Source organism: Mesorhizobium sp. 8 (assembly GCF_006351905.1).
Classification (GTDB): Bacteria; Pseudomonadota; Alphaproteobacteria; order Rhizobiales; family Rhizobiaceae; genus Mesorhizobium; species Mesorhizobium composti.
In genome coordinates, this window is the sequence record NZ_CP040914.1 from 1,385,896 (window position 1) to 1,408,063 (window position 22,168).

A 22,168-nucleotide genomic window follows, 5' to 3' on the forward strand; every position below is an offset into this window, starting at 1 on the left:
TTCCGCCGCGGGCCGGGCCCACGCGCGGGTCGTTCAATCCTTCAGCGACTGTTCGCGCAGCGAGTCGGCAAGCAGGTTCAGGCCGAGCACGAAGGACATCAGCGCGATCGTCGGCGGCAACGCCGGGTGGATGGTCTGGCGCAGAAGCCGGCTGGCGTCCTTGATCGCCGTGCCCCAGTCCGGGCTTTCGGGCGCCAGGCCGAGGCCGAAATAGCCCAGCGTGCCGAGCAGGATCGTCGTGTAGCCGATCCGCAGGCAGGTATCGACGATCAGCGGCCCGCGCGCGTTGGGCAGGATCTCCCACAGCATGATGTACCAGGGCGTCTCGCCGCGGGTCTGCGCCGCCGCCACATAGTCGCGCGTCTTGATGTCCATGGTAAGGCCGCGCACGATGCGGAACACGCCGGGCGATGAGGCGAACACCACCGCCACGAAGATGTTGAGCTGGTTGGGATCGATATGGACGATCCTGAGCGGGTCTTTGTCGAAGACGAGGCCGACATAGATCCAGCCACCGATGACCAGCGTCAGCCCCAGCAGCAGGTAGAGCCGGTCGGGTCGGTTCTTGTAGCGCGTCCAGAACAGCACGCAGAAGAAGATGATCGGGAAGATGAAGAACAGGCCCGCCATGCCGTAAGGAATGGGCGTGTCCATGATGCCCGGCGTCACCAGCAGGTAGAACAAAAGGATGACCGGGAAGGCCAGCACCAGATTAGCAAGGAAAGACAGCACCGTGTCGATCTTGCCGCCGTAGTAGCCGGCCGGCAGGCCGAGCGTGATGCCGACCATCAGCGCGAAGCCGGTCGCGGCCGGCGCGATGATGAGCACGATCTGGCTGCCGTAGACCATGCGCGAGAACACGTCGCGCGCCAGCTTGTCGCCGCCGAACAGGAAGACTTTGTGCGTTTCGGGCTCGATGGCGCCCGGCAACGCGTCCTTCATCACCACGATCTGCTGAAGCGGATTGAACGGCGAGATGGTGGAGGCGAAGACGGCGGTGAACAGCCAGAACAGGCAGATGATGACGCCGGCGATGCCGACATAGCTGTCGAAGAGCTGGCCGTAGAGACCGAGCCGCTTCTTGTAGGTGAAGCTTGCCGCCAGCACGAGCGCGAGCGCTAGCCATACCGGCCAGAAACGCACCAGCACCCCGGTGATGACGCCCAATGGACCTACGAATTCGGAAACCATCGCCGCCCCTTCCTACTGCACGCGAATGCGCGGGTTGAGATACGCATAGCCCACGTCGGAAATGAGCTGGGTGATCAGCACGATGAAGACAGACGCCAGCGAGCAGCCGAGCAAAAGGTCGATGTCGTTGTTGCCGGCCGCCTCGACCAGGATGTAGCCGAAGCCCTGGTAGCGGAACATCACCTCGACGATGACGACGCCGGTCAGCAGCCAGGGAAACTGCAGCATGATGACGGTGAACGGCGCGATCAGTGCGTTGCGCAGCGCGTGCTTGATGACCACGGTGGAGAAGGACAGGCCCTTCAGCCGCGCCGTTCGGATATATTGCTGGGTCATCACCTCGACCATCGACGCGCGCGTCATGCGCGCGATGTAGCCGATGCCGTAGATGGCCAGCGTCATCACCGGCAGGGTGAAATTATAGAAGGTGATGCCCTGGCTGGCGGATGCGGCCGAGCCGTTCAGCCAGCCAAGCCACGAAGCGAAGATGACGGTGAAGATGACGCCCGAGACGTATTCGGGCGTCGCCGTCGTGGCAATCGAGGCGACCGACAGCGTGCGGTCGGTCCGCGATCCCTCCCGCATGCCGGCCAGGATGCCGATCAGCAGTGAGATCGGGATCATCACCACCAGCACCCAGAACATCAGGATGCCGGTGGCCCCGAGCGCCGGGAACAGCCTTTTCGCGGCGGTGGTCTTGAATTTGGTCGAACAGCCGAAGTCGCCTTGCAGCACGCCCGAATAGACCGGTTCGACCGGATCGTTACAGAAGGAGAAGCGCTGCTCGGCCTTGCCGGTCTCGGGATTGATGATCGGCGCCTTCTTGATCACGCCGAGCCACTGGCCGTAGCGGACGAAGAAGTTCTGCCGATAGCCGTGATTGACCAGCCACTGCTCGAGCTGCTCGGCGCTGGTGTGCATTTCGGTCTGGCTGATCGCGAGCTTCTTCAGGTTCGGCTCGAGATTGACCAGAAAGAAGACGACCAGTGTGAGGCACACCATGGTGAGCAGCATCGTGCCCAGCCGTCTCAGAATGAAGAAAAGCATGTTGCCCCCCTGCCGGTCGGGTTGGGGTCAGATGCAGTCAACCCTGTCGCATTGAAAGGATGCAGCCGGAGCGGCCGCCGTCAACCGAAAACCGCCCGCCCTGGCGTCTGCTCGCAATTCCGGACTGAAAATCGTTTCCGCCTGGAATCGCGCTGAAGGCGAGCGTGGAGGGAGAGGGGCAAAACCCCTCCCCCGGCGCAGAAGGATCGATCACGCCTGATCCAGCCAGACCTTGCCGAATTCGTATTCGTAGGTCGGGTGCATGGCGTGGTTCTTCACCTCGGGCTTGATGTTGATGTAGAGCTTGCGCCAGTACGGCTGGATGATGATGCCGGACTCCTGCAGCATCTGCTCGATGTCCTTCATCGGCACCTTGCGCTTCTCCGCATCGGCAATGCCAAGCGCCTCGTTGACCTTCTTGTCGAACTCGGGATTGGCATAGGCCGTCTCGTTCCAGGCTTCGCCCGTGCGATAGGCGATGGCGATGACCTGGATGCCTAGCGGACGCATGTTCCAGTTGGTTTCCGAGAACGGATACTTGGTCCAGTCGTTCCAGAAGGTCGAGCCCGGCAGCACCGTGCGCTTCACCTTGATGCCGGCGTCACGCAGCTGGGCCGCGATCGCGTCGGTGGTGTTCTTGTGGTAGTCCTCGTCGTTGGAGATCAGCTCGTGCTCGTGGTCGGCGACGCCGGCCTCCTTGAGCATCTCCAGCGCCTTGGCGGGATCGCGCTTGAGCGGCGGCAGCTGCACGTATTCGGGATGGATCGGCGCGACATGGTGGTTTTCCGCCACCGTGCCGGCATTGCCGTAACCAAGCTGCAGCACCACCGCATTGTCGACGGCCAGACACATCGCCTGGCGGACCTTCTGGTCGTCGTAGGGCTTGTTGTTGACGTTGAAGCGCGAGCAAACGGTGGCCGACGTCACCGATTCCGACGCGGGCGCGCCGACATCGGCGATGATCTGGACGTAGTCCGCCGTCGTCTCATGGTTGGTCTGCACTTCGCCGGACTCGAAGGCCGAGACGAGCGCGGCCGGATCGGTGCCGTAGTCGATGAACTCGACGCCGTCGAGATAGACGTCGCCCATCCACCACTTGCCGGTCTCGCGGCGCTTGAAGACCACCTTCTGGCCGACGTCGTAGGACACCAGTTCGAAGGCGCCTGTGCCGATCGGGCAGTTCTTGAAGTTGGCGCCCTTCTCGTCGAAGGTCTTGTGCACGACCAGCGCCGGGTAGTCGGTCAGGTTGGCGATGATGGCGATGTCGGGCGACGTCAGCTTGAGCTTGATCGTCATGTCGTCGACCTTCTCGATCGACCCTTCGCGCAGCTTGCCGGTCTTCTCGTCCACCAGGCTGCCGAGACGGCCCGGCATCGAGTTGCCTTCGGCCTTCTTGTCGGCCCAGCGGGTGAAATTGTAGATCACGTCGTCGGCGGTGAACTTGTCGCCGTTGTTCCACTCGACGCCCGGGCGCACATGCAGCGTGTATTCGGTGGCGTCGTCGTTGATTTCCCAGCTTTCGATCAGATAGGGCTCGAACGTGTATTCGCGCGTGTACTTCACCAGCGGCTCAAGCGCCTGGCGCTGGGCATTGGAAATCTCGGACCAGTCGGCCGTGCGCGGGTCCTTCGGATCCTTGATCGACATGGCGACTTTCAGCACGCCGCCCGTCTTGGGTGTCTCGTCGGCTGCTTTCGCCGGCGTCGGCGCGGCAAGGCCAAGCATGCCGTAGGCCATGGCGGTGGAAGCGCCGAAGATGCTCGCCATCGCCAGGAATTCGCGACGGTCGACTTCACCGGACCTGGCCTGCTCCGCCATCTTGACGATGTGGCCAGGAACGTGATCGCCGTTGCTCTTATAGGTTACCATTCTTTTCTCCCATTTCTGGCTTTGCGCCTTTTAACATTCCGCATCCGCCCCCTGATGTCAAAGAAAGCGGGCGCGGAACCCCGGATGAAATGTGCAACTTTGCAAGGGAGGCAGTCCGCGCGATTGCGACAGAGTTGACGCAAAATTGCTAATTCTGTCGCTTTCCGGTCAGGCTGCATCCCTTGGTGCCCAACAAGGACAGCAGCATTGACTCTTCGCTCGATGCAGCGCGGCCAGCACGCTGCCGGCTCCGTCGAAAACCATTCGAATATATGTTGTGAAGAACGGCCGGCGGCAGCGGTCAGGTCCGGAACAGGCTACCGCAAACCCTCGATATGGGAATCGGGCGGTTCGCTGTAGCTTTTGTTTTCGCATCGCTTTTGCCGAAAACCGGTATCCACTTTTCGGCGCGATACCCTAATATTCTTTTTCGTAGAAGATGCCGCCCTTGGCCTCGCCGGCATCCGACGCCTCGCCGCGCAGCTTCAGCCCGCGGCCGACATCGAGGTCGATTCGCGCCTTGCCGGAGCCGGGCTTTTCGCCCTTCTGGATGGTCACATAGGTGCGGTCGTTGAGGTATTTTCCCGCCGACACCGATGTTCCGCCCTTCTCGTCGGTGGTGACGTCGAGATCGTCGATGCCGAGGCTGTTTTGCAGCTTCTGCAACAGCGAGCTGGACCCGCCGGCGCCGGTGAGTTGCGCCACCGCGTCGGCGAGCTGGGCGATCTGCAGGGGCGACAGGTTAGACATCGAGCGGCCGAAGATCAGCCGCGCCAGCACCTCGTCCTCCGGCAGGGCCGGAACGGAGGTGAAGGCGAATTTCGGATTGGTCGCCTCGCCGGTGATGGAGATGGTCACCGTCGCGTCGGTGGCCGTCGTCTCGGCCGCCAGCGAGATGTAGGGGATCACCGATCCCGAGAACGTCATCGTGCCTTGCGTGAAGGTCAGCCGCTTGCCAAGGATGCCGAGGCGCCCGCGCAACAGGTTGAACTGGCCGACGGCCTGCGGCGCCGAAGCCGGGCCGGTCAGCCGGATCGAGCCGCCGAGCTCGGCATCCAGCCCCCTGCCCTGCACGAAGATCTGGTTGGGCGCGTTGACAGCGATGTCGAGCGTCGGCCCGCCCCCGCTGCCGCCGCCTCCGCCGCCGGTATCGGCCGGCCGCATCGCCTTGTCCTGCGCGCGCACGTCGGCCGGCGCGTTCTTGCGCTTGACGTCGAGCGCCGAGATCGAGCCAGGCAGCCGGTCGGGAACGGTGACGACGGTGCGGCCGAGATTGACCGTGCCCGAAATCACCGGCGCCAGCGCCAGCTGTCCCTTCACCGCCAGATCGCCGGAGAAATTGGCCGTAACCAGCCGCCCGTCGCTGTAGCGCCCGTTGGCGAGCTTGATGGCGAGGTCGGCCGGGAAGCCGCCGGCCGGATCGATGCCGACCGATCCGCTGACCGAAAGCGCTCCGCCGGTCGACAGGTTGCCGGTCAGCCGCTCGATGTTGGCTCGCTTGCCGCCGAAGGTGACGCGCGCGCCGATGTCGTTGATGGCGATGCCGGAGCCGGCATGGATGAAGCGCGCGCCGGCCGTTGTGACCGAGCCGGTTATGTCCGGTGCGGTGGCCGGCCCGCGCACGCCGAGCGCCACGTCGGCCGATCCGCTGAGCGAAAGGCCCTGCTGGGCGAGCTTGGCGGAGAGGAAGCCGAACGGCACGCGCCCGGAAATGTCGAGCGCCAGCGCCGGCGTGCCGGCGACCGTCACCGTGCCGCCAGCCTTCAGGCCGATACCTGAGCCTTCGTTGGCGGTCGCGTTGAAGGTCAGCTTGTTGGCGGCGAAGGTGCCGGCCGAGGCAATGCCGATACCGCCGAGCCCGGCGCCGCGCGACTGCGCGGCCTGAATGCCGGTGCCCTTGATGTCGTAGGTCACGGAAGGATTGGCCGCTTGCCCGGTCACCTTCACCGTACCGGACAGCGAGCCTGCCGCATCCAGCCCGGCGACAAAATTGTTCGCCACCGCCACCGGTATGGCCGACAGCGTCACGGCCAGATCGAGCGCCGTGCCGGCGGTGCCGGTGATGATCGCATCGCCTGAGCCGATGCCGATGGTGAGCTTGTCCAGCCGCGTCACGCCGTCCTTGACGACGATGGTGGCCGGCTTGGAGACGGCCGCCTTGGCGCCGCGGAAATTCGCCTGTGCCGAGGCAAGCTCCAGCGTGGTGGTGCCGTCGGCGACCTTGACGCGGCCGGCGGCCTTGGCCGGAATGTCCTTCACCGTCACGCCGCCGGAAAACGCGGTCCATTCACCGTCGCGTTTCAGGTCTATGGCGATGTCGCTGACGGTGGTGCCGCCCGAGACGACCCCGCCGGCCTTGACCGTGCCGGAAATGGCCGGCGCGGCGGTATAGTCGGCCACCAGCGCGTCGATGGCGACCTTCGCCACCGACAGGCTGTCGCGCACGATCCGTCCCGCATTGGCCTTCACCGCGACCTGCGGCTTGCCGTCCTCGCTGGAGAAACGCACCGTCGCCTTGAGGTCGCCGTCCACCTTCTGGGCGGCGAGCGCCGCCAGCGGGCCGATCTCCGGCAGGTCGATATCGAGCGTCCCGACAGGCAGGAACTTGTCGTCGAGCACGAGGTCACCGCCGATGCGGCCGGGACCGAGCGTCAGCGCCAATCCCTTGATCTCGCGCCGGCCGTCCACGGTGCGCAGCGTCGCCGTGCCGTTAAGCGGCTGGCCTGAAACATTACCTTTCAGCTTCACGTCGGCGGCGGGATTGGCGACGTCGGCCTTGCCCGCCGCCGTCAGATCCAGTCCGGTGATCTGGTGGCCGGCGACCGTCAGGCCGGCACTGTTGAGCGTGAACGACACATTCGGCGCCGTCGCCTCGCCCTCGGCCTTGATGGCGAAGCCGATGGCGCCGGCCACCTGCTCGGACAGCACCGAGAGGTCGCCGAAGTCGCCTGTCACGTCGGCCGTCATCTTGCCGTCGGTGGTCGCCATCGTGGCCTTGAGGTTGAGCGGCTTGCCCTCGACCGAGCCGGTCAGCGACACGTCGGCCGTCGGAGCCGCGATATCGGCCTTGCCGGTGGCGCTGAGCGACAGGCCGGTCACGGTCTTGCCCGATGCAACCAGTTTGTCGCTGCTGGCGGTAATGGAAAAGTCCGGCGCGGTGCGCGCGCCGCTCGCCTTGAGCGCGAAGTCGACGCCGCCGGCAAGGTCGGTGCGCGCGAGCCCCGATAGCGGAGAAATATCGCCGAGACTGCCTTTCAGGTCCGCGCTGATTTCGGTGCCGGATGCGCTCGCCGTGCCGCTGGCCTTGAGCGACCCCGAGGTCAGCTCGATGGTGTTGGCCGCGAACGAGCCCTGCGGATCGCGCGTCGCGGTGGCGGAGAACTGCACCCGCTCGCCCAGCACCGGCTTGAGTTGCGGCGGCAGCGCGCTGGAAACGGCGTCGGCCTTCATGCCGAGCGTCATGGCGAGGTCGGCGACGTTGAGCGTGGCATTGACCGAAGCGTTGAGCGCGTCTGAGGTCAAGGTGCCCTCGTCCAGCTTGATCTGGTCGGGACTGACGGCACCTGCAAGGTTGACCGTAACCCGTCCCGCCGCCAGCGGCGCCAGGGTCGCCACGTCGGTCTTCAGTGTATCGGCGACCAGCGCGATCTTCACCGGACCGCTGCGGTTCTGGACGTCGAAGCCGTCGGAATGGATCTGTGCGGTAAGATCATGCACTTCCGTCCCGCCGGTGACGATGGACACGAAGTTGCCGGCGACATCGACCATCGGCTCCTTGCCGTCGCCGAAGGCGCGCGCCGTCAGGCCCTTGATGGCGACCGTCACCGGGGCGCCGCCGGTTGGCAGGCTGAGCACCACCGGCGCATCGCGGGCCGCAAGCTCAACGGAGATGTCGGTCGCCGACTGCGGATCATACGTGCCCTTCGCGGTAAGATGGATGGCATCGCTTTCGACGTTCGCGCGCTCCACGGCGACGCCGCCACCCGGCATGGCGGTGCCGGCAATGTCGAAATCGGCCGTACCGGCCAGCAGCGGCTTCAGCATTTCCGGCAGAAAACGCTCGAACGCGCCCTGCCCTTTGGCCTCGACGCGATGGCCCTGGTCGGTCAACTGATGGCGGCCGGACAACTGCGCCACCGTCTGTCCGTCGACGTTGAAGCTTCCGCTCCCCTGCCAGTCCGCCAGCGGACCGTTGCCCGACACGACGACGTCGACGGCCGGCGTGCCCGGCAGCTTGAGCAGGTTGGCGATGATGCCGCCGGCCGGCTCGGACGCCTTCACGTCGAGGTCGAGACGGTTGTCCTGCGGCGCGAAGTTGACCTTGGCGATCACCGTGCCCTGCTGCCCGTCGCGCCGGGCGATCGTGAGGTCGCCGGCAACCGAAAGCGGGTTGGCATCGGCCTTCGCAGACCCCTTGGCCGACAGTTCGGCTACACCGGCGCCGGCAAGCTCCTTGCCGAGCGCGATGTCGGGAAGGTCGATCTGCGCGATGTCCACCGACACCGGCAGGCCCGAACCGCCGCTCGCTTCTTTCTGCTGACTGCCACCGACCGGCAGCCGCGCCACCTCGATACGGCCGGCGGCGATGCGCTCGGCGCGGAAGGTCTTGGAAAGCAGCGCCAGCGGTGACCAGTCCACGGCGACGTCGCGCACCACCAGCCAGGGGCCGTTGCGGTCCTCGACCACGACATGCCCGACCCTGAGCGCACCCGACCAGATGCCGTCGAGCCCGGCGATCGTCACCTTGCTGTCGGCCGACGAGGCGAGGTTGGAGACGATGCCTGCGAGGTTGTCGCGGCCGCGCTCGGTCGTCGTCAGCACCACCAGCGCGCCGACGACCGCCGCGACCAAGATGGCCACAGCGTAGAAGAAATAGCGCAGGATACGCCGGAAAACCTTCATGCCTCAGAACGCCTGCCCGATGCCCGCATAGATGCCGTAGTCGGGATCGCCGGGATCGGGGTTGAGCGGCACCGCGACATCGACCCTGAGCGGACCGAAAGGCGTCAGATAGCGCAGGCCGATGCCGGCGCCCACCTTGAGGTCGGAAAAATCGGGAAAGGTCTTGGTGGAAACGGTGCCGGCATCGACGAAGGGCACGATGCCGATCGTGTCGGTGACGGCGACGCGCATCTCCGCCGAGGTCTCGAACCAGGACAGGCCGCCGATCGGCTGGCCATCGGCGGCCTTCGGGCCGATGCCCTGATAGGCGTAGCCGCGCACCGAGCCGCCGCCGCCGGCATAGAAGCGCCGGTCGGCCGGCACATCCTGCAACGAGGCGCCGACGATGGAGCCGAGGCTGGCGCGGCCGGCCATGACGAACTTGCCGCCCGAATCGATCGCCTGGTAGACCGAGCCCTCGCCCTTCAGCTTGACGAAGGCGGCGCCATTCAGGAGGTCGTAGCTCGGCTCGGCATAGGCGAGCAGCCGGAAGCCGCGCGTCGGGTTCAGCCGGTTGTCGCGGTTGTCGTAGACATATTGCAGCGGCACCGAGGCGATCAGGTAGTCGTGCTTGCCGAAGCTGTCGGTGATCTTGGAATAGTCGAGCGCGAACTCGGCCGACACCGTCTGCTTCTTCGTCAGTTCGTAGGACAGGCCGACGTCGCCGCGCACGGAGAAGCGGTCGTAGGCGTCGGGATGCTCGTAGACCGTCTTCAGGTGGCTGTAGAACTTCGAGGCCGGTCCGAGCACGCCCGGCTTCTCGAACAGGATGCCGGCATTGTAGTTGAGCTTGGAGATGTCGTTGGCGCCGATGCCGCTGATCGAGCCGTCGATGCGCAGTTTCTCGGCGCGGCCGAACAGGTTGCGGTGCCCCCAATAGCCTTCCAGCCCCAGCCCCTCGGTGTTCGAGGCCGTGGCGCCGAGGCCGAAATAGCGGAACTTGCGCTCGCTCACCTCGACATCGATGGGAATGTTGCCTTCGGCGTCCAGCGCCTCGCCTTCCTTGAGGGTGACGCTGTTGAACACCTCCAGCCCGAGCAGCCTTTCGCGCGCCTCGTCGATCTCCTCCGGTGAATACTGGCGGCCGCGCTTCAGGCCGGTCATGTATTCGGTGAAGTCGCGGTCCACCGCCTCGGTTCCCTCCACCACGGTGTCGCCGTAGCCGGCGACCGGGCCGGCGGCGACCGTCAGCGTGACGTCAAGGGTGGCGGTCTTGTGATCGGCGACGATCTCGCGCCCGGTCACCTTGGCGAGCGGCCTTCCCTCTTCCTTCAAGGCGCGCACGATGGACGCCTCGGCCTTGAGGATCGCACCCGAGCCGGCATCGCCGCCGGAAATCAGGCCGAAGTCGGCGCTCGCCAGTTGCGCGGCGTCGCCTTCGAGGCGGATGTCGCCGAGGGTGAACTTCGGACCGGCCTGCACCGTGACCGTGACCGGGATCGGCTGCGCCCCGGTGAACTCGGCGTCCGGTGGCAGGTCGTCGATGGAACGGCCCTGGATGGCGACGGTGACGACACCCTCGTAGCGGGCGTCCTGATAGAGCGCGGCGACCAGTTGCTCGCGCTCGGCGCGCGCCTTGGTGAGCAGGCCGAGCGAACCGGACACCGGGCGATCCTCGTCCGCCTTCAGCGTCGAGGCGCTTTCCAGTTTGTCCTTGAGGTCGCTATCGGCGTCGGGCGCCTCGATCGTCACCGCATAACGCAGCGGATCGACGATCTCGGCGTCTTCCTTGTCGGATGCCGATTCCCACAACTTGATGCCGAACAGCTCGAAGGCGGCGGCCGGCCGGTTCACGGCGATCATGGCGGCGGCGCACAGGAGCCCGCCCGCAAGGACGCGCGAAAGCACGCGCCCCGGCGCAAACCGCTCCGTACTCCGTGTCCACCGTACCGTCACACCTGACCTTATCGCGCAAAACCTAAAATTGCAGTGAACTTCTGAAGCGCCCGTAAAGCAGCCACAATCCAATTGTCTCAATTGGCCCGGGCTTGGAACTCACACCTTTTATGCTCCGGCAAAAAAGTGTGATCCGCAGCCTGTGAACATACGCTGAATCGCGCCGGTGATGGGCTGGCGACGGCTTTCGGTCGGGTGCTCTCGACGGGCTTTGCCGGGTCCTCGCATTGACAAGCGCAACCCAAGCTTGAACATGCCGGGCATACGGAAAGCAACAAGACTTCAGAAAAGCAACGTCCTGGAGGGGTGTCATGGCATTGCGAGCGGCGCGCTTTTTCTCTGTCCTCGTCCTTCTGCTGATGGCCGCAGGCGCGGCACAGGCCGCCGAAGCCCGGCGCGTCGTCACCACCGACAATTCCGACTATTTCGGCTTCGACCTGCGCTCCGCGCAGAATGTCACGCTCGACCAGTGCAAGACGACGTGCCTCGGCGATTCGGCCTGCCGCGCCTTCACATACAACACCAAGGCCAAGTGGTGCTTCCTGAAGTCCGACTTCAACACCATCAAGCCCTTCGTCGGCGCCGTCGCCGGCAAGGTCGTGCCGGTGGACGGCGATCCCGACATCGGCGCGCCGCCGGAACTCGCCTTCTTCCCTTCCTGGATGGCCGACCAGGCTCAGCAGTACCGCAACTTCATCCTCGGCCCCGGCTTCACCAGGCCGACCGACGGCCTGAACGCGCTGATCGACGCCGCCGAAGAAGCATCGCGCAGCGGCAGCCACCGCACCGCCATGCAGAAATACGAGCAGGCGGTATCGATTCTGCCCGACGACGGCCAGTTCTGGTTGAAGGTGGCGCACGAGGCGCTTGGCGTGGATACTGCCACCGGCGGCGAAGCCGCGACCCTGCAAGCCAACGCCACCTCGGCCGCCTTCAACGGCTACAAGCTCGTGCGCACCGCCGCCTTGCGGGCCGAGGCCCTTGCCCTGCTCGCCGCGGGGCTCGACCGCCGCGACCTCTATCGCCCGGCCCTGCAGGCCTATGAGGCGAGCCTTGCGCTGGTCAACTCCGCCGCCGTGCAGGCCGCCTACGAGGACCTGAAGGCGCGCAAGGGCTTTCGCGTCGTCGATCACTCGGTCGATGCCGACACCAGCGCGCCGCGCATCTGCGCGCAGTTTTCCGAAGAACTGGTCAAGACCGGCATCGATTACGCCCAGTTCGTCACCGTCGACGGCCATGCGCCGAAAGGCGTCGAGGCCAAGGACAAGCAGATCTGCGTCGAGGGGCTGGAGCATGGCCAGCACTATGACGTGACCTTCCGGCCCGGCCTGCCGGCCGCCATCGGCGAGGTGATCTCCACGCCGATCGTGCTGTCGGTCTACGTGCAGGACCGCGCGCCGTCCGCCCGCTTCACTGGCGACAGTTTCGTGCTGCCGGCCGGCGCCCGCCGCGGCATTCCGGTCGTCACCGTCAACATGGACGCCGCCGCGATGAAGCTCTACCGCATCGGCGACCGCTCGCTGGCGCAGCTTCTGTCGGGCTGGCAGTTCCTGCGCCAGCTTGACGGCTACGACGTCTCCAATATCTCCGACCAGATGGGCGAGCCCGTATGGGAAGGCCGCATGGAGATCGCCAACGCGCTGAACAAGGAGGTGACCACCTCCTTCCCGGTCGACGAGGCGCTGCCCGAGCGCAAGCCCGGCGTCTATATCCTGACCGCCCAGGCGATCGACGACCACAGCGAGGAATACGATTCGCGCGCCACGCAGTGGTTCGTCGTCTCCGACATCGGGCTTTCCACCTATACCGGCCAGGACGGCCTGTCCGTCTTCGCCCGCTCGCTCGGCACCGCCAAGCCGATCGAGGGCGCCGAACTCACTTTGCTCGCCCGCAACAACGAAATCCTCGGCACCGCCACCACCGACGCCGAAGGCAAGGCGGTGTTCAATCCCGGCCTGACGCGCGGCGAAGGCGGCATGGTGCCGGCCGTGCTGATGGCCAAACAAGGCGACCAGGACTTCGTCTTCCTCGACATGACCAAGGCCGGCTTCGACCTCTCCGATCGTGGCGTGGAAGGCCGGCCAGCACCCGGCGCGCTTGACATCTACGCCTGGACCGAACGCGGCATCTACCGCGCCGGCGAGGTGGTGCATGTCGCGGCGCTCGCTCGCGACGACGCCGCCAAGGCCGTCGACAACCTGCCGCTGACCTTCATCTTCACCCGTCCCGACGGCGTCGAGGCACGCCGTGTCGTGTCCGACGCGCCTTCGGCCGGCGGCTATGCGGTCGACCTGCCGCTCGAGCCCAACGCCATGCGCGGCACCTGGACGGTGGCGATCCACACCGATCCCAAGCAGCCGGCGGTGGCCAGCCACATGTTCCTGGTCGAGGATTTCGTCCCCGATCGCATCGAATTCGACCTGTCCGCCGACAGGACCGAGATCGCCCGGGGCGAGACGGCCAACGTCACCGTCGACGGCCGCTTCCTCTACGGCGCGCCGGCCGCAGGGCTGGCGCTGGAAGGCGAGATGACGCTGTCCGCGACGCGCGACTGGGATCGCTTCAAGGGCTTTTCCTTCGGCCTCGCCGACGAGCAGACGGCCGAACCCTCCGTGACGCCGCTGACCGACCTGCCGCTGGTCGGCGAGGACGGCAAGGCGACCTTCCCGGTGACGGTGGACCAGCTCCCCTCCACCACCAAGCTGGTCAAGGCCAAGGTGACCGTGCGCATGCGCGAGACGGGCGGCCGCGCCGTCGAGCGCTCGCTGGACATCGGCGTGCGCCCGCAAGGCCAGATGATCGGCGTGCGTCCCGATTTCGCCAATGACGAGGTGCCGCAGGGCGGCACCGCCAAGTTCTCCGTCATCGCCGTCGATGCCGACGGCAAGCGCGAGGCGCTGAAAGGCGCGCTGTGGTCGCTGGTCAAGGTAGAACGCAACTACCAGTGGTATCGCAACGGCAGCTCGTGGAACTACGAGCCGGTCGAGTTCACCAAGTCGGTCGCCAACGGCACCCTCGATGTCGCCGCCGACGGCGAGGCGACCGTCTCGGTTCCGGTCGACTGGGGCCGCTACCGCCTGCAGGTCGAGACGGCCGATCCGGAAGGGCCGGCGACCAGCTACGAGTTCTACGGCGGCTGGTATGTCGACGTCTCCTCGACCGAGACGCCGGACGCGCTGGAGATCGCGCTGGACAAGGATAAGTACGCCGCCGGCGAAGTCGCCAAGCTGAAGGTCTCGCCGCACTATGCCGGCGAACTGCTGGTGACCATTGGCGCCGACAAGCTGCTGAAGACGGTTTCCGCCTCGATCCCCGCCGACGGCGGTACGGTCGACATCCCGGTTGGCGAGGACTGGGGCGCCGGCGCCTACGTCACCGCCACGCTGTTCAGGCCCGGCGACGGGCAGGAAACGCGCATGCCGGCCCGCGCCATCGGCGTGAAGTGGCTTGCGGTCGATCCGGGGACGAGGAAGCTTGCCGTGACGCTGACGCCGCCGGAAAAAATGGAGCCGCGTCGCACGCTCTCCGTCCCCGTCGCGGTGGCGGGCGCCGAAGCCGGCGATCAAGCCTATGTCACGGTGGCTGCCGTCGATGTCGGCATCCTCAACCTCACCAACTACAAGGCGCCCGATCCCGATGGCTGGTATTTCGGCCAGCGCATGATGGGACTGGAACTGCGCGACCTCTACGGCCGCCTCATCGACGGCTCGCTCGGCGCGACCGGCAGGCTGCGCACTGGCGGCGACGGTGCGGCCATGCAGAGCCAGGGCAATCCGCCGACCGAAAAGCTGGTCGCCTTCTTCTCCGGTGTCGTCGAGCTCGACGCCGAAGGCAAGGCGACGGTCAATTTCGACCTGCCGCAGTTCAACGGCACCGTGCGCGTCATGGCCGTCGCCTGGACCAAGGAGGCAGTCGGCCATGCCCAGACGGACGTGATCGTGCGCGATCCGGTCGTGCTCACCGCCGGCCTGCCGCGATTCCTGGCGCCCGGCGATTCCGCCGCCATGCGGCTCGACGTCACCAACACCGACGGTCCTGACGGCGACTATGCCGTGGCGATCGAATCCACCGGCGGCCTCTCCGTCGGCACCGATGGGGTGCCCGAAAAGCTGACTCTGGCTTCCGGAAAGCGCCAGACCTTCACGGTGCCGCTGACGGCCGTCACCGCCGGCGATTCCTCGATCACCGTGCGGCTTTCGCATGAGGGCGGTCCGGAGGTCGAGCAGACGCTCCTCCTGCCGATCCGCCCCTCGCAACTGCCGGTCACCACCCGCCTCGTGGTGGACCTGAAGGCCGGCGGCTCGCTGCGCGTCGACCGCGAATTGCTGGCCGCGAGCCTGCTGGAAGGCGCTTCCGTCAGCGTCGGCGTCTCGCAGGCGGCCGCCTTCGACGTGCCCTCGCTGCTGCTCTCGCTCGACCAGTATCCCTATGGCTGCGCCGAGCAGACGACCAGCCGGGCGCTTCCGCTGCTCTATATGTCGGAGATGGCGAAGCCCTACGGCATCCCCGAGGACCCGGACCTGCACAAGCGTGTGCAGGACGCGATCTACCGCGTCCTCAGCTACCAGGCCTCCGCCGGCAGCTTCGGCCTGTGGGGGCCGGGCTCGGGTGACCTGTGGCTTGACGCCTACGTCACCGACTTCCTAACCCGTGCCCGGGAAGCGAAGTACGACGTGCCGGCGCTCGCCATAAGCCAGGCACTGGCGAACCTGCAGAACGGGCTCGGCTACGACCAGAACGTGCAGGACCGCGGCAGCGAGATCGCCTATGCGCTCTACGTTCTGGCCCGCAACAAGAAGGCCTCGGTCGGCGACCTTCGCTACTATGCCGACACGCAGCTGGAGGCCTTCTCCAGTCCGATGGCGGTGGCGCAGCTCGGTGCGGCCCTTGCCCTCTACGGCGACGCGCAGCGCTCGGAAGCGACCTTCCAGGCCGCCCTCCAGCTCGCCAACGCGACGCCGAACTACGACTGGTACCGCTCCGACTACGGCTCGAAGCTGCGCGACGGCGCCGCCATGCTGGCGCTCGCCGCCGAATCGAAGCCGGTGCCGTCCATCGTGCCGGAACTGGTCAGGATGGTGACGAGGGATCGCGCCCTGAAGACCTGGACCAGCACGCAGGATGAAGCCTGGATGCTGCTCGCCGCCCGCGCTTTGAAGGAGGGCAACAATTCCATCCAGCTCTCCATCGACGGCAGCCCGCATGGCGGCGCCTGGGCGACCACCGTCAGCGGCGACGATCTTCAGGCCAGCCCCATCACGGTCGCCAACACCGGCAAGGACGCCTTGCAGGCGGTGGTGACGACCGTCGCGGCGCCGGCTCAGCCGCTGCCCGCCGGCGGCGACGGCTTCACGATCGAGCGCACCTACTACCGGCTCGACGGGACCGAGGCCAACGTCACCGAGGTGAACCAGAACGAACGCTTCGTCGTCGTGCTCAAGGTGCACGAGAACAACGACTGGCAGCATCGAGTTCTCATCACCGACCTGTTGTCGGGCGGCTTCGAGATCGACAATCCGGGCCTCGTCTCCAGCGCCCAGCTGTCGAACTTCTCGTGGCTGGCGCAGACCGACGCCGCGCATCTGGAATTCCGCGACGACCGTTTCGTCGCCGCCTTCAATCCGAGCCAGGACAGCCGCGACATGACGCTCGCCTATGTCGTGCGCGCGGTGACGCCCGGCGTCTATGCCCACCCCGCGGCCAGCGTGGAGGATATGTACCGGCCGCAATACTCGGCCCGCACCGCCACCGGCATGATGGAAGTGAAGGCGCCGTAATCCGGCGCCTTCAGAGAGCAACTGCCGATGGCATTGCGTATTACCCCCACCCCTAACCCCTCCCCGCAAGGAGGAGGGGAACACAGCCGCCCTTCCGCACGCCGTAGCGATCAACCCTGGACGTGGGGCCGCCGCGCTGACGAGTCCCCCTCCCCCTTGCGGGGAGGGGTTAGGGGTGGGGGTACTGCGCCATATGCGATCACCCTGCCGTTTACAGTCAAAGGGTGAGGGGCGACGCGATGCTTTCCCAAAAAGCCCTTCGCCGCATCGCCTGGAGCACCGGCGCCTTCGCCGCCCTCCTCGCCATCTCGGCCATCGTCCTGTGGCAGCTCGACCGCGCCTATCCGCCACCGCTCGACAGCCAGGCCACAACCTCGGCAGAAGTTCTCGACCGCGACGGTCAGCTGCTGCGCGCCTTCGCCACGCCGGACGGCTACTGGCGCCTGCCGACCAGCCTCGACAAGGTCGACAGGAATTTCGTCGACATGCTGGTCGCCTACGAGGACAAGCGCTTCTGGGACCACCCCGGCATCGACCTTCTGGCGATCGGCCGCGCGGCGCTGCAACTCGTCACCAACGGCCGCATCGTCTCCGGCGGCTCGACGCTTTCCATGCAGCTCGCCCGGCTGATCGAGCCGCGCGACAGTCGCTCCATCGCCTCGAAGGTCAAGCAGGTGCTGCGCGCGCTCCAGATCGAGCGCCGTCTGACCAAGCGCGAGATCCTGGAACGCTATCTGACGCTGGCGCCCTACGGCGGCAACCTCGAAGGCGTGCGCGCCGCATCGCTCGCCTATTTCGGCAAGGAACCGGCGCGACTGACCGTTTCGGAGTCCGCCCTTCTGGTCGCCCTGCCGCAACTGCCGGAGAAGCGCCGGCCAGACCGCAACGCGCTGATCGCCCAGGCCGCGCGCGACCGCGTGCTGCAGCGCATGGTGTCGGCCGGCCGCCTTTCCGAGCGCGAGGCCGCGCGCGCCGCCGTCGACCCGGTGCCGGACCTGCGCCGTCCCCTGCCCGCGCTCGCCGCCCACGCCGCCTATTCGGCGCTGAAAAGGATCGAGCCCGGCAAGCCGCTGCAACTGACCGTCAAGAAGAGCGTGCAGGCGGGGCTGGAAGCCGTCGCGCGCGAGGCTGCCAAGCGCCTCGGGCCGAAGCTCTCCGTCGCCATGGTCATGGCCGATTCCCGCACCGGCGAGATTCTCGGCGAAGTCGGCTCGGCCGATTTCTTCAATGCCGGCCGCTCCGGCTGGATCGACATGACGCGCGTGCTGCGCTCCCCCGGCTCGACCCTGAAGCCCTTCATCTACGGCCTCGCCTTCGAGCAGGGCATGGTGGCGCAGGAGACGATGATCGAGGACAGCCCGGCCGATTTCGGCGGCTACCGGCCGAAGAACTTCGACATGGGCTACCAGGGCGACGTCACCATCCGCCAGGCCTTGCAACTGTCGCTCAACGTACCGGCGGTCCGCGTGCTCGACGGGGTCGGCCCGGCGCGGCTGCTGGCGCGCTTCCGGCAGGCCGGCGTCAACCCGACCCTGCCGATCAACGAAGCGCCCGGCCTCGCCATCGGGCTCGGCGGCGTCGGCATCAGCCTGCGCGACCTGGTGCAGCTCTATACGGGCCTCGCCAATGGCGGCAAGGTGCATGCGTTGCGCGACGGCACCGAGGCGACGCCCGTCGACAACACGGCCGCCACGATCCTCGACGATCAGGCCACCTGGCAGATCGCCGATATCCTGCGCGGCGTAAAACCGCCGCAGGGCGCCCTGCCCCGCGGCATCGCCTACAAGACCGGCACTTCCTACGGCTACCGGGACGCCTGGTCGGTCGGCTTCGACGGCCGCTATGTACTCGGCGTCTGGGTCGGCCGCGCCGACGCCAGCGCCGTGCCCGGCCTTTCCGGCTACGTTTCGGCCGCCCCCATCCTGTTCGAGGGCTTTGTCCGTACCGGCCTGCCGGCCATGCCGCTGCCGTCGCGTCCGGCCGGCGTCCTCAGCCCGAAACGCGAGGAATTACCGGTAACACTCGTCCGTTTCGGCCCGGCATCCGACAGCCAATCCGCCGCGGGACCGGCCGAGCCGGCGCCCCGCATCGTCTTCCCGCCTGACGGCGCCCGCGTCGACCTGGCGCCGGCCACTGCGCAAGCGACGCCGCTGGTGCTGAAACTGCAAGGCGGCCGAGCGCCCTTTCGCTGGCTGGCCAACGGCAAGCCGCTCGTCGGCGTGGACCGCACCCGCACCGCCACCTGGCTTCCGGACGGGGCCGGCTATTCGACGCTGACCGTCATCGATTCCGCCGGCCGCGCCGCCAGCGTCAAGGTGTTCGTGGAATAGACGCCGCCTCGTGTGCCGCAGCATCGCCCGGTGCCCGCCCGCACTTGCCGAAAGGTTCCGCCCCGCTAATTGACGCTGAAAGCACGCGGCCGGTCCCGGCTCACCGCAAGCGAAAACATTTTCAAAGGAGCGAAGAAAAGGCCTGAAATTTTCTGCGATGGATCGAAAAAGGCAACATTGAGTGCATTCAAATTCTACCAAATCGATAGAGTAGAAATGTGTTCAACGGAGACTGAAATGACCCATCCTCATTTCAACAAGCTGCTCGGCGCACTCATCGCCGGTTCCGTTCAGTTCGGCACGCTCGGCTTCGCGCTGGCCGACACCACCATTCTCAACGTTTCCTATGACCCGACGCGCGAACTGTACAAGGCCTATGACGACCTGTTCGCCAGGCACTGGAAGGACCAGACGGGAGAAACCGTCACCATCCAGCAATCGCACGGCGGGTCCGGCGCCCAGGCGCGGGCCGTCATCGACGGTCTCGACGCCGATGTCGTGACGCTGGCGCTCGAAAGCGACATCAACGCCATCGCCAGCAAGACCAAGAAGATCCCGCCGGACTGGCGGACAAAATTCGAGAACAATTCCGCCCCTTACACATCGACCATCATCTTCCTGGTCCGCAAGGGCAATCCCAAGGGCATCAAGGATTGGGACGATCTGGTGAAGGACGGCGTGCAGGTCATCACGCCGAACCCCAAGACCTCCGGGGGCGCTCGCTGGAACTACCTCGCCGCCTGGGCCTACGCCAATGCCAAGGACGGCAACGACGAGGCCAAGACCAAGGAGTTCATCGCCAACCTCTATGCCCATGTGCCGGTGCTCGACACCGGAGCGCGCGGCTCCACCGTGACATTCGCCCAGAAGGGCCTCGGCGACGTGCTCCTGGCCTGGGAGAACGAAGCCTTCCTCGCCCTGGATGAATTCGGCGCCGACAATTTCGACATCGTCTATCCGACGTCCTCGATCCTGGCCGAACCACCGGTGGCGGTCGTCGACGGCAATGTCGACGCCAAGGGCACCCGCAAGGTGGCGGAAGAATACCTGAAATACCTCTATTCCAAGGAAGCCCAGGCGATCATCGCGAAGAACCACTACCGGCCGAGCAAGCCCGACCTTGTCGATAAAGCCGACCTGGCCTGGCAGAAGGATTTGAAGCTCGTCACCATCGACGACCCGCAGTTCGGAGGCTGGAAGAAGGCACAGCCCTATCACTTCGGCGACGGCGGCATCTTCGATCAGGTCTACAAGCCGGCGCAATAGGAGACGGTACGCCAAAGGGGGCACTGAGCCGGGAAAAGCCGCAGGAACGGCTTTCCCGCCCCAAGTGCCGCCGTTATAGCGAACAACCGCGGTTGATCAGGAAGGGACGATCGACAACGACATGAGCAACGCAACCACCCGCACGGGGTGGCGGTTCAGGCAGCCGAGTGTCATTCCCGGTTTCGGGTTGACGCTCGGCTTCTCGCTTGCCTACCTCACCCTCATCATCCTGATCCCGCTGTCCGGCCTGGCATGGCGCTCGGCCGCCCTCGGCTGGGCCGATTTCTGGCGCATTGCGCTCGACCGGCGCACCCTTCACGCCCTTGAAATCAGCTTCGGCACGGCGCTGATCGCCGCCGCCGTCAACGTCGTCTTCGGCACCATCGTCGCCTGGGTGCTGGTCCGCTACCGGTTTCCCGGCCGGCGCATCGTCGACGCCATGGTGGACCTGCCCTTCGCGCTGCCGACGGCGGTGGCCGGCATCGCGCTGACCACCCTCTACGCACCCAACGGCTGGCTGGGAAAGCCGCTGATGGCGCTCGGCATCAAGGTCGCCTATTCGCCGCTCGGCATCGTCATGGCGCTGATCTTCATCGGCCTGCCTTTCGTCGTGCGCACGGTGCAGCCGATCATCGAGGAGATCGACAAGGAAGTGGAGGAGGCCGCCGCGACGCTCGGCGCCAGCCGCTTCCAGACCATCACCCGCGTGCTGGCGCCGGGGCTGCTGCCGGCCGTCGTCACCGGCTTCGCGCTCTCCTTCGCGCGCGGCGTCGGCGAATACGGCTCCGTCATCTTCATCGCCGGCAACCTGCCCAACATCTCCGAGATCGCGCCGTTGCTCATCGTCATCCGGCTTGAGGAGTACAACTACGCCGCAGCCACCGCCATCGCAGCGGTCATGCTGGCGCTGTCCTTCCTGATGCTGTTCGTCATCAACCTCCTCCAGTCGTGGAGCCGCAAGCGCTATGGCTGACCCGCACATCGAGACCTACGATCCCGAGCACGAGGCGACGTCGGCGGCGATCACCGAAAGCCGCCCGGCGCGCGCGCTGTTGATGGCGATCGCCTTCGTCTTCCTCGCTCTGTTCCTCGTCCTGCCGCTCGTCGTCGTCTTCAACCAGGCCTTCGCCAAGGGCCTGGAAACCTACCTGACCTCGCTCAACGACGGCGACACGCTGTCGGCGATCAGGCTGACGCTGATCGTCGCGGCGATCTCGGTGCCGCTGAACCTCGTCTTCGGCCTCGCCGCTTCCTGGGCGATCGCCAAGTTCGAGTTCAAGGGCAAGGCCTTCCTCACCACGCTGATCGATCTGCCGTTTTCGGTGTCGCCGGTCATTTCCGGCCTCGTCTACGTGCTCCTGTTCGGCGCCCAGTCGGCGCTCGGCCCGTTCCTGAAAGCGCACGGCATCGAGATCCTGTTCGCCGTGCCGGGCATCGTGCTCGCCACCGTCTTCGTCACCTTCCCCTTCGTCGCGCGCGAACTGATCCCGCTGATGCAGGAACAGGGCACCGGCGACGAGGAGGCCGCCCTTTCGCTGGGCGCCAGCGGCTGGCAGACCTTCTGGTACGTCACCTTGCCCAACATCAAATGGGGACTGCTCTACGGCGTGCTCCTGTGCAACGCCCGCGCCATGGGCGAATTCGGCGCCGTCTCGGTGGTGTCGGGCCACATACGCGGCCAGACCAACACCATGCCGCTGCATGTCGAGATCCTCTACAACGAATACAACGCAGTCGGCGCCTTCGCCGTCGCCTCGCTGCTGGCCGGGCTGGCGCTGGTGACGCTGGTGCTGAAGACCGTGCTTGAAATGCGCTATGGCGCCGAGATCGCCGCGACGCGCGGACACTGAC

The 22,168-nt window shown here is 66.2% G+C and carries 10 protein-coding genes; 5 read left to right on the top strand and 5 right to left on the bottom strand.

Annotated features, from left to right (window positions below):
• Nucleotides 1–33: 33 nt before the first annotated feature.
• The 5 genes from FGU64_RS06565 to FGU64_RS06585 form a co-directional block, all read right to left on the bottom strand.
• Nucleotides 34–1,191 (bottom strand): ABC transporter permease, encoded by a 1,158-nt coding sequence (locus tag FGU64_RS06565; protein WP_139951493.1) that lies wholly within the window; start codon nt 1,189–1,191, stop codon nt 34–36.
• Between the two features lie 12 nt (nt 1,192–1,203).
• Nucleotides 1,204–2,238: an ABC transporter permease gene (locus FGU64_RS06570; RefSeq protein ID WP_136352762.1), complete on the bottom strand. Its 1,035-nt coding sequence runs from the start codon at nt 2,236–2,238 to the stop codon at nt 1,204–1,206.
• Nucleotides 2,239–2,448: 210 nt separating this feature from the next.
• Nucleotides 2,449–4,107: an ABC transporter substrate-binding protein gene (locus FGU64_RS06575; RefSeq protein WP_136352760.1), complete on the bottom strand. Its 1,659-nt coding sequence runs from the start codon at nt 4,105–4,107 to the stop codon at nt 2,449–2,451.
• 417 nt (nt 4,108–4,524) lie between these two features.
• Nucleotides 4,525–9,009, bottom strand: coding sequence for a translocation/assembly module TamB domain-containing protein (locus FGU64_RS06580; protein ID WP_139951496.1), 4,485 nt, complete (start codon nt 9,007–9,009; stop codon nt 4,525–4,527).
• A gap of 3 nt (nt 9,010–9,012) precedes the next feature.
• Nucleotides 9,013–10,851: an autotransporter assembly complex family protein gene (locus tag FGU64_RS06585; protein ID WP_139955279.1), complete on the bottom strand. Its 1,839-nt coding sequence runs from the start codon at nt 10,849–10,851 to the stop codon at nt 9,013–9,015.
• Nucleotides 10,852–11,255: 404 nt separating this feature from the next.
• Here FGU64_RS06585 and FGU64_RS06590 point away from each other — a divergent pair, with 404 nt between their 5' ends.
• The 5 genes from FGU64_RS06590 to cysW all read left to right on the top strand — a co-directional run bounded on the left by FGU64_RS06590 (nt 11,256) and on the right by cysW (nt 22,167).
• Complete coding sequence (locus FGU64_RS06590; RefSeq protein WP_139951499.1) at nt 11,256–16,721, top strand: alpha-2-macroglobulin family protein; 5,466 nt, start codon at nt 11,256–11,258, stop codon at nt 16,719–16,721.
• Between the two features lie 239 nt (nt 16,722–16,960).
• On the top strand, nt 16,961–19,051 hold the full coding sequence (gene pbpC / locus FGU64_RS06595; protein WP_139951502.1) for a penicillin-binding protein 1C: 2,091 nt from the start codon (nt 16,961–16,963) through the stop codon (nt 19,049–19,051).
• 237 nt (nt 19,052–19,288) lie between these two features.
• The gene (locus FGU64_RS06600; protein WP_139951505.1) at nt 19,289–20,317 is read left to right on the top strand and encodes a sulfate ABC transporter substrate-binding protein; all 1,029 of its coding nucleotides are present in this window, start codon (nt 19,289–19,291) and stop codon (nt 20,315–20,317) included.
• Between the two features lie 121 nt (nt 20,318–20,438).
• Nucleotides 20,439–21,290: a sulfate ABC transporter permease subunit CysT gene (cysT, locus tag FGU64_RS06605; protein ID WP_139951507.1), complete on the top strand. Its 852-nt coding sequence runs from the start codon at nt 20,439–20,441 to the stop codon at nt 21,288–21,290.
• Nucleotides 21,283–22,167: a sulfate ABC transporter permease subunit CysW gene (gene cysW / locus FGU64_RS06610; RefSeq protein ID WP_139951511.1), complete on the top strand. Its 885-nt coding sequence runs from the start codon at nt 21,283–21,285 to the stop codon at nt 22,165–22,167. The genes cysT and cysW overlap by 8 nt, the downstream gene beginning before the upstream one ends.
• Nucleotide 22,168: the final 1 nt, after the last annotated feature.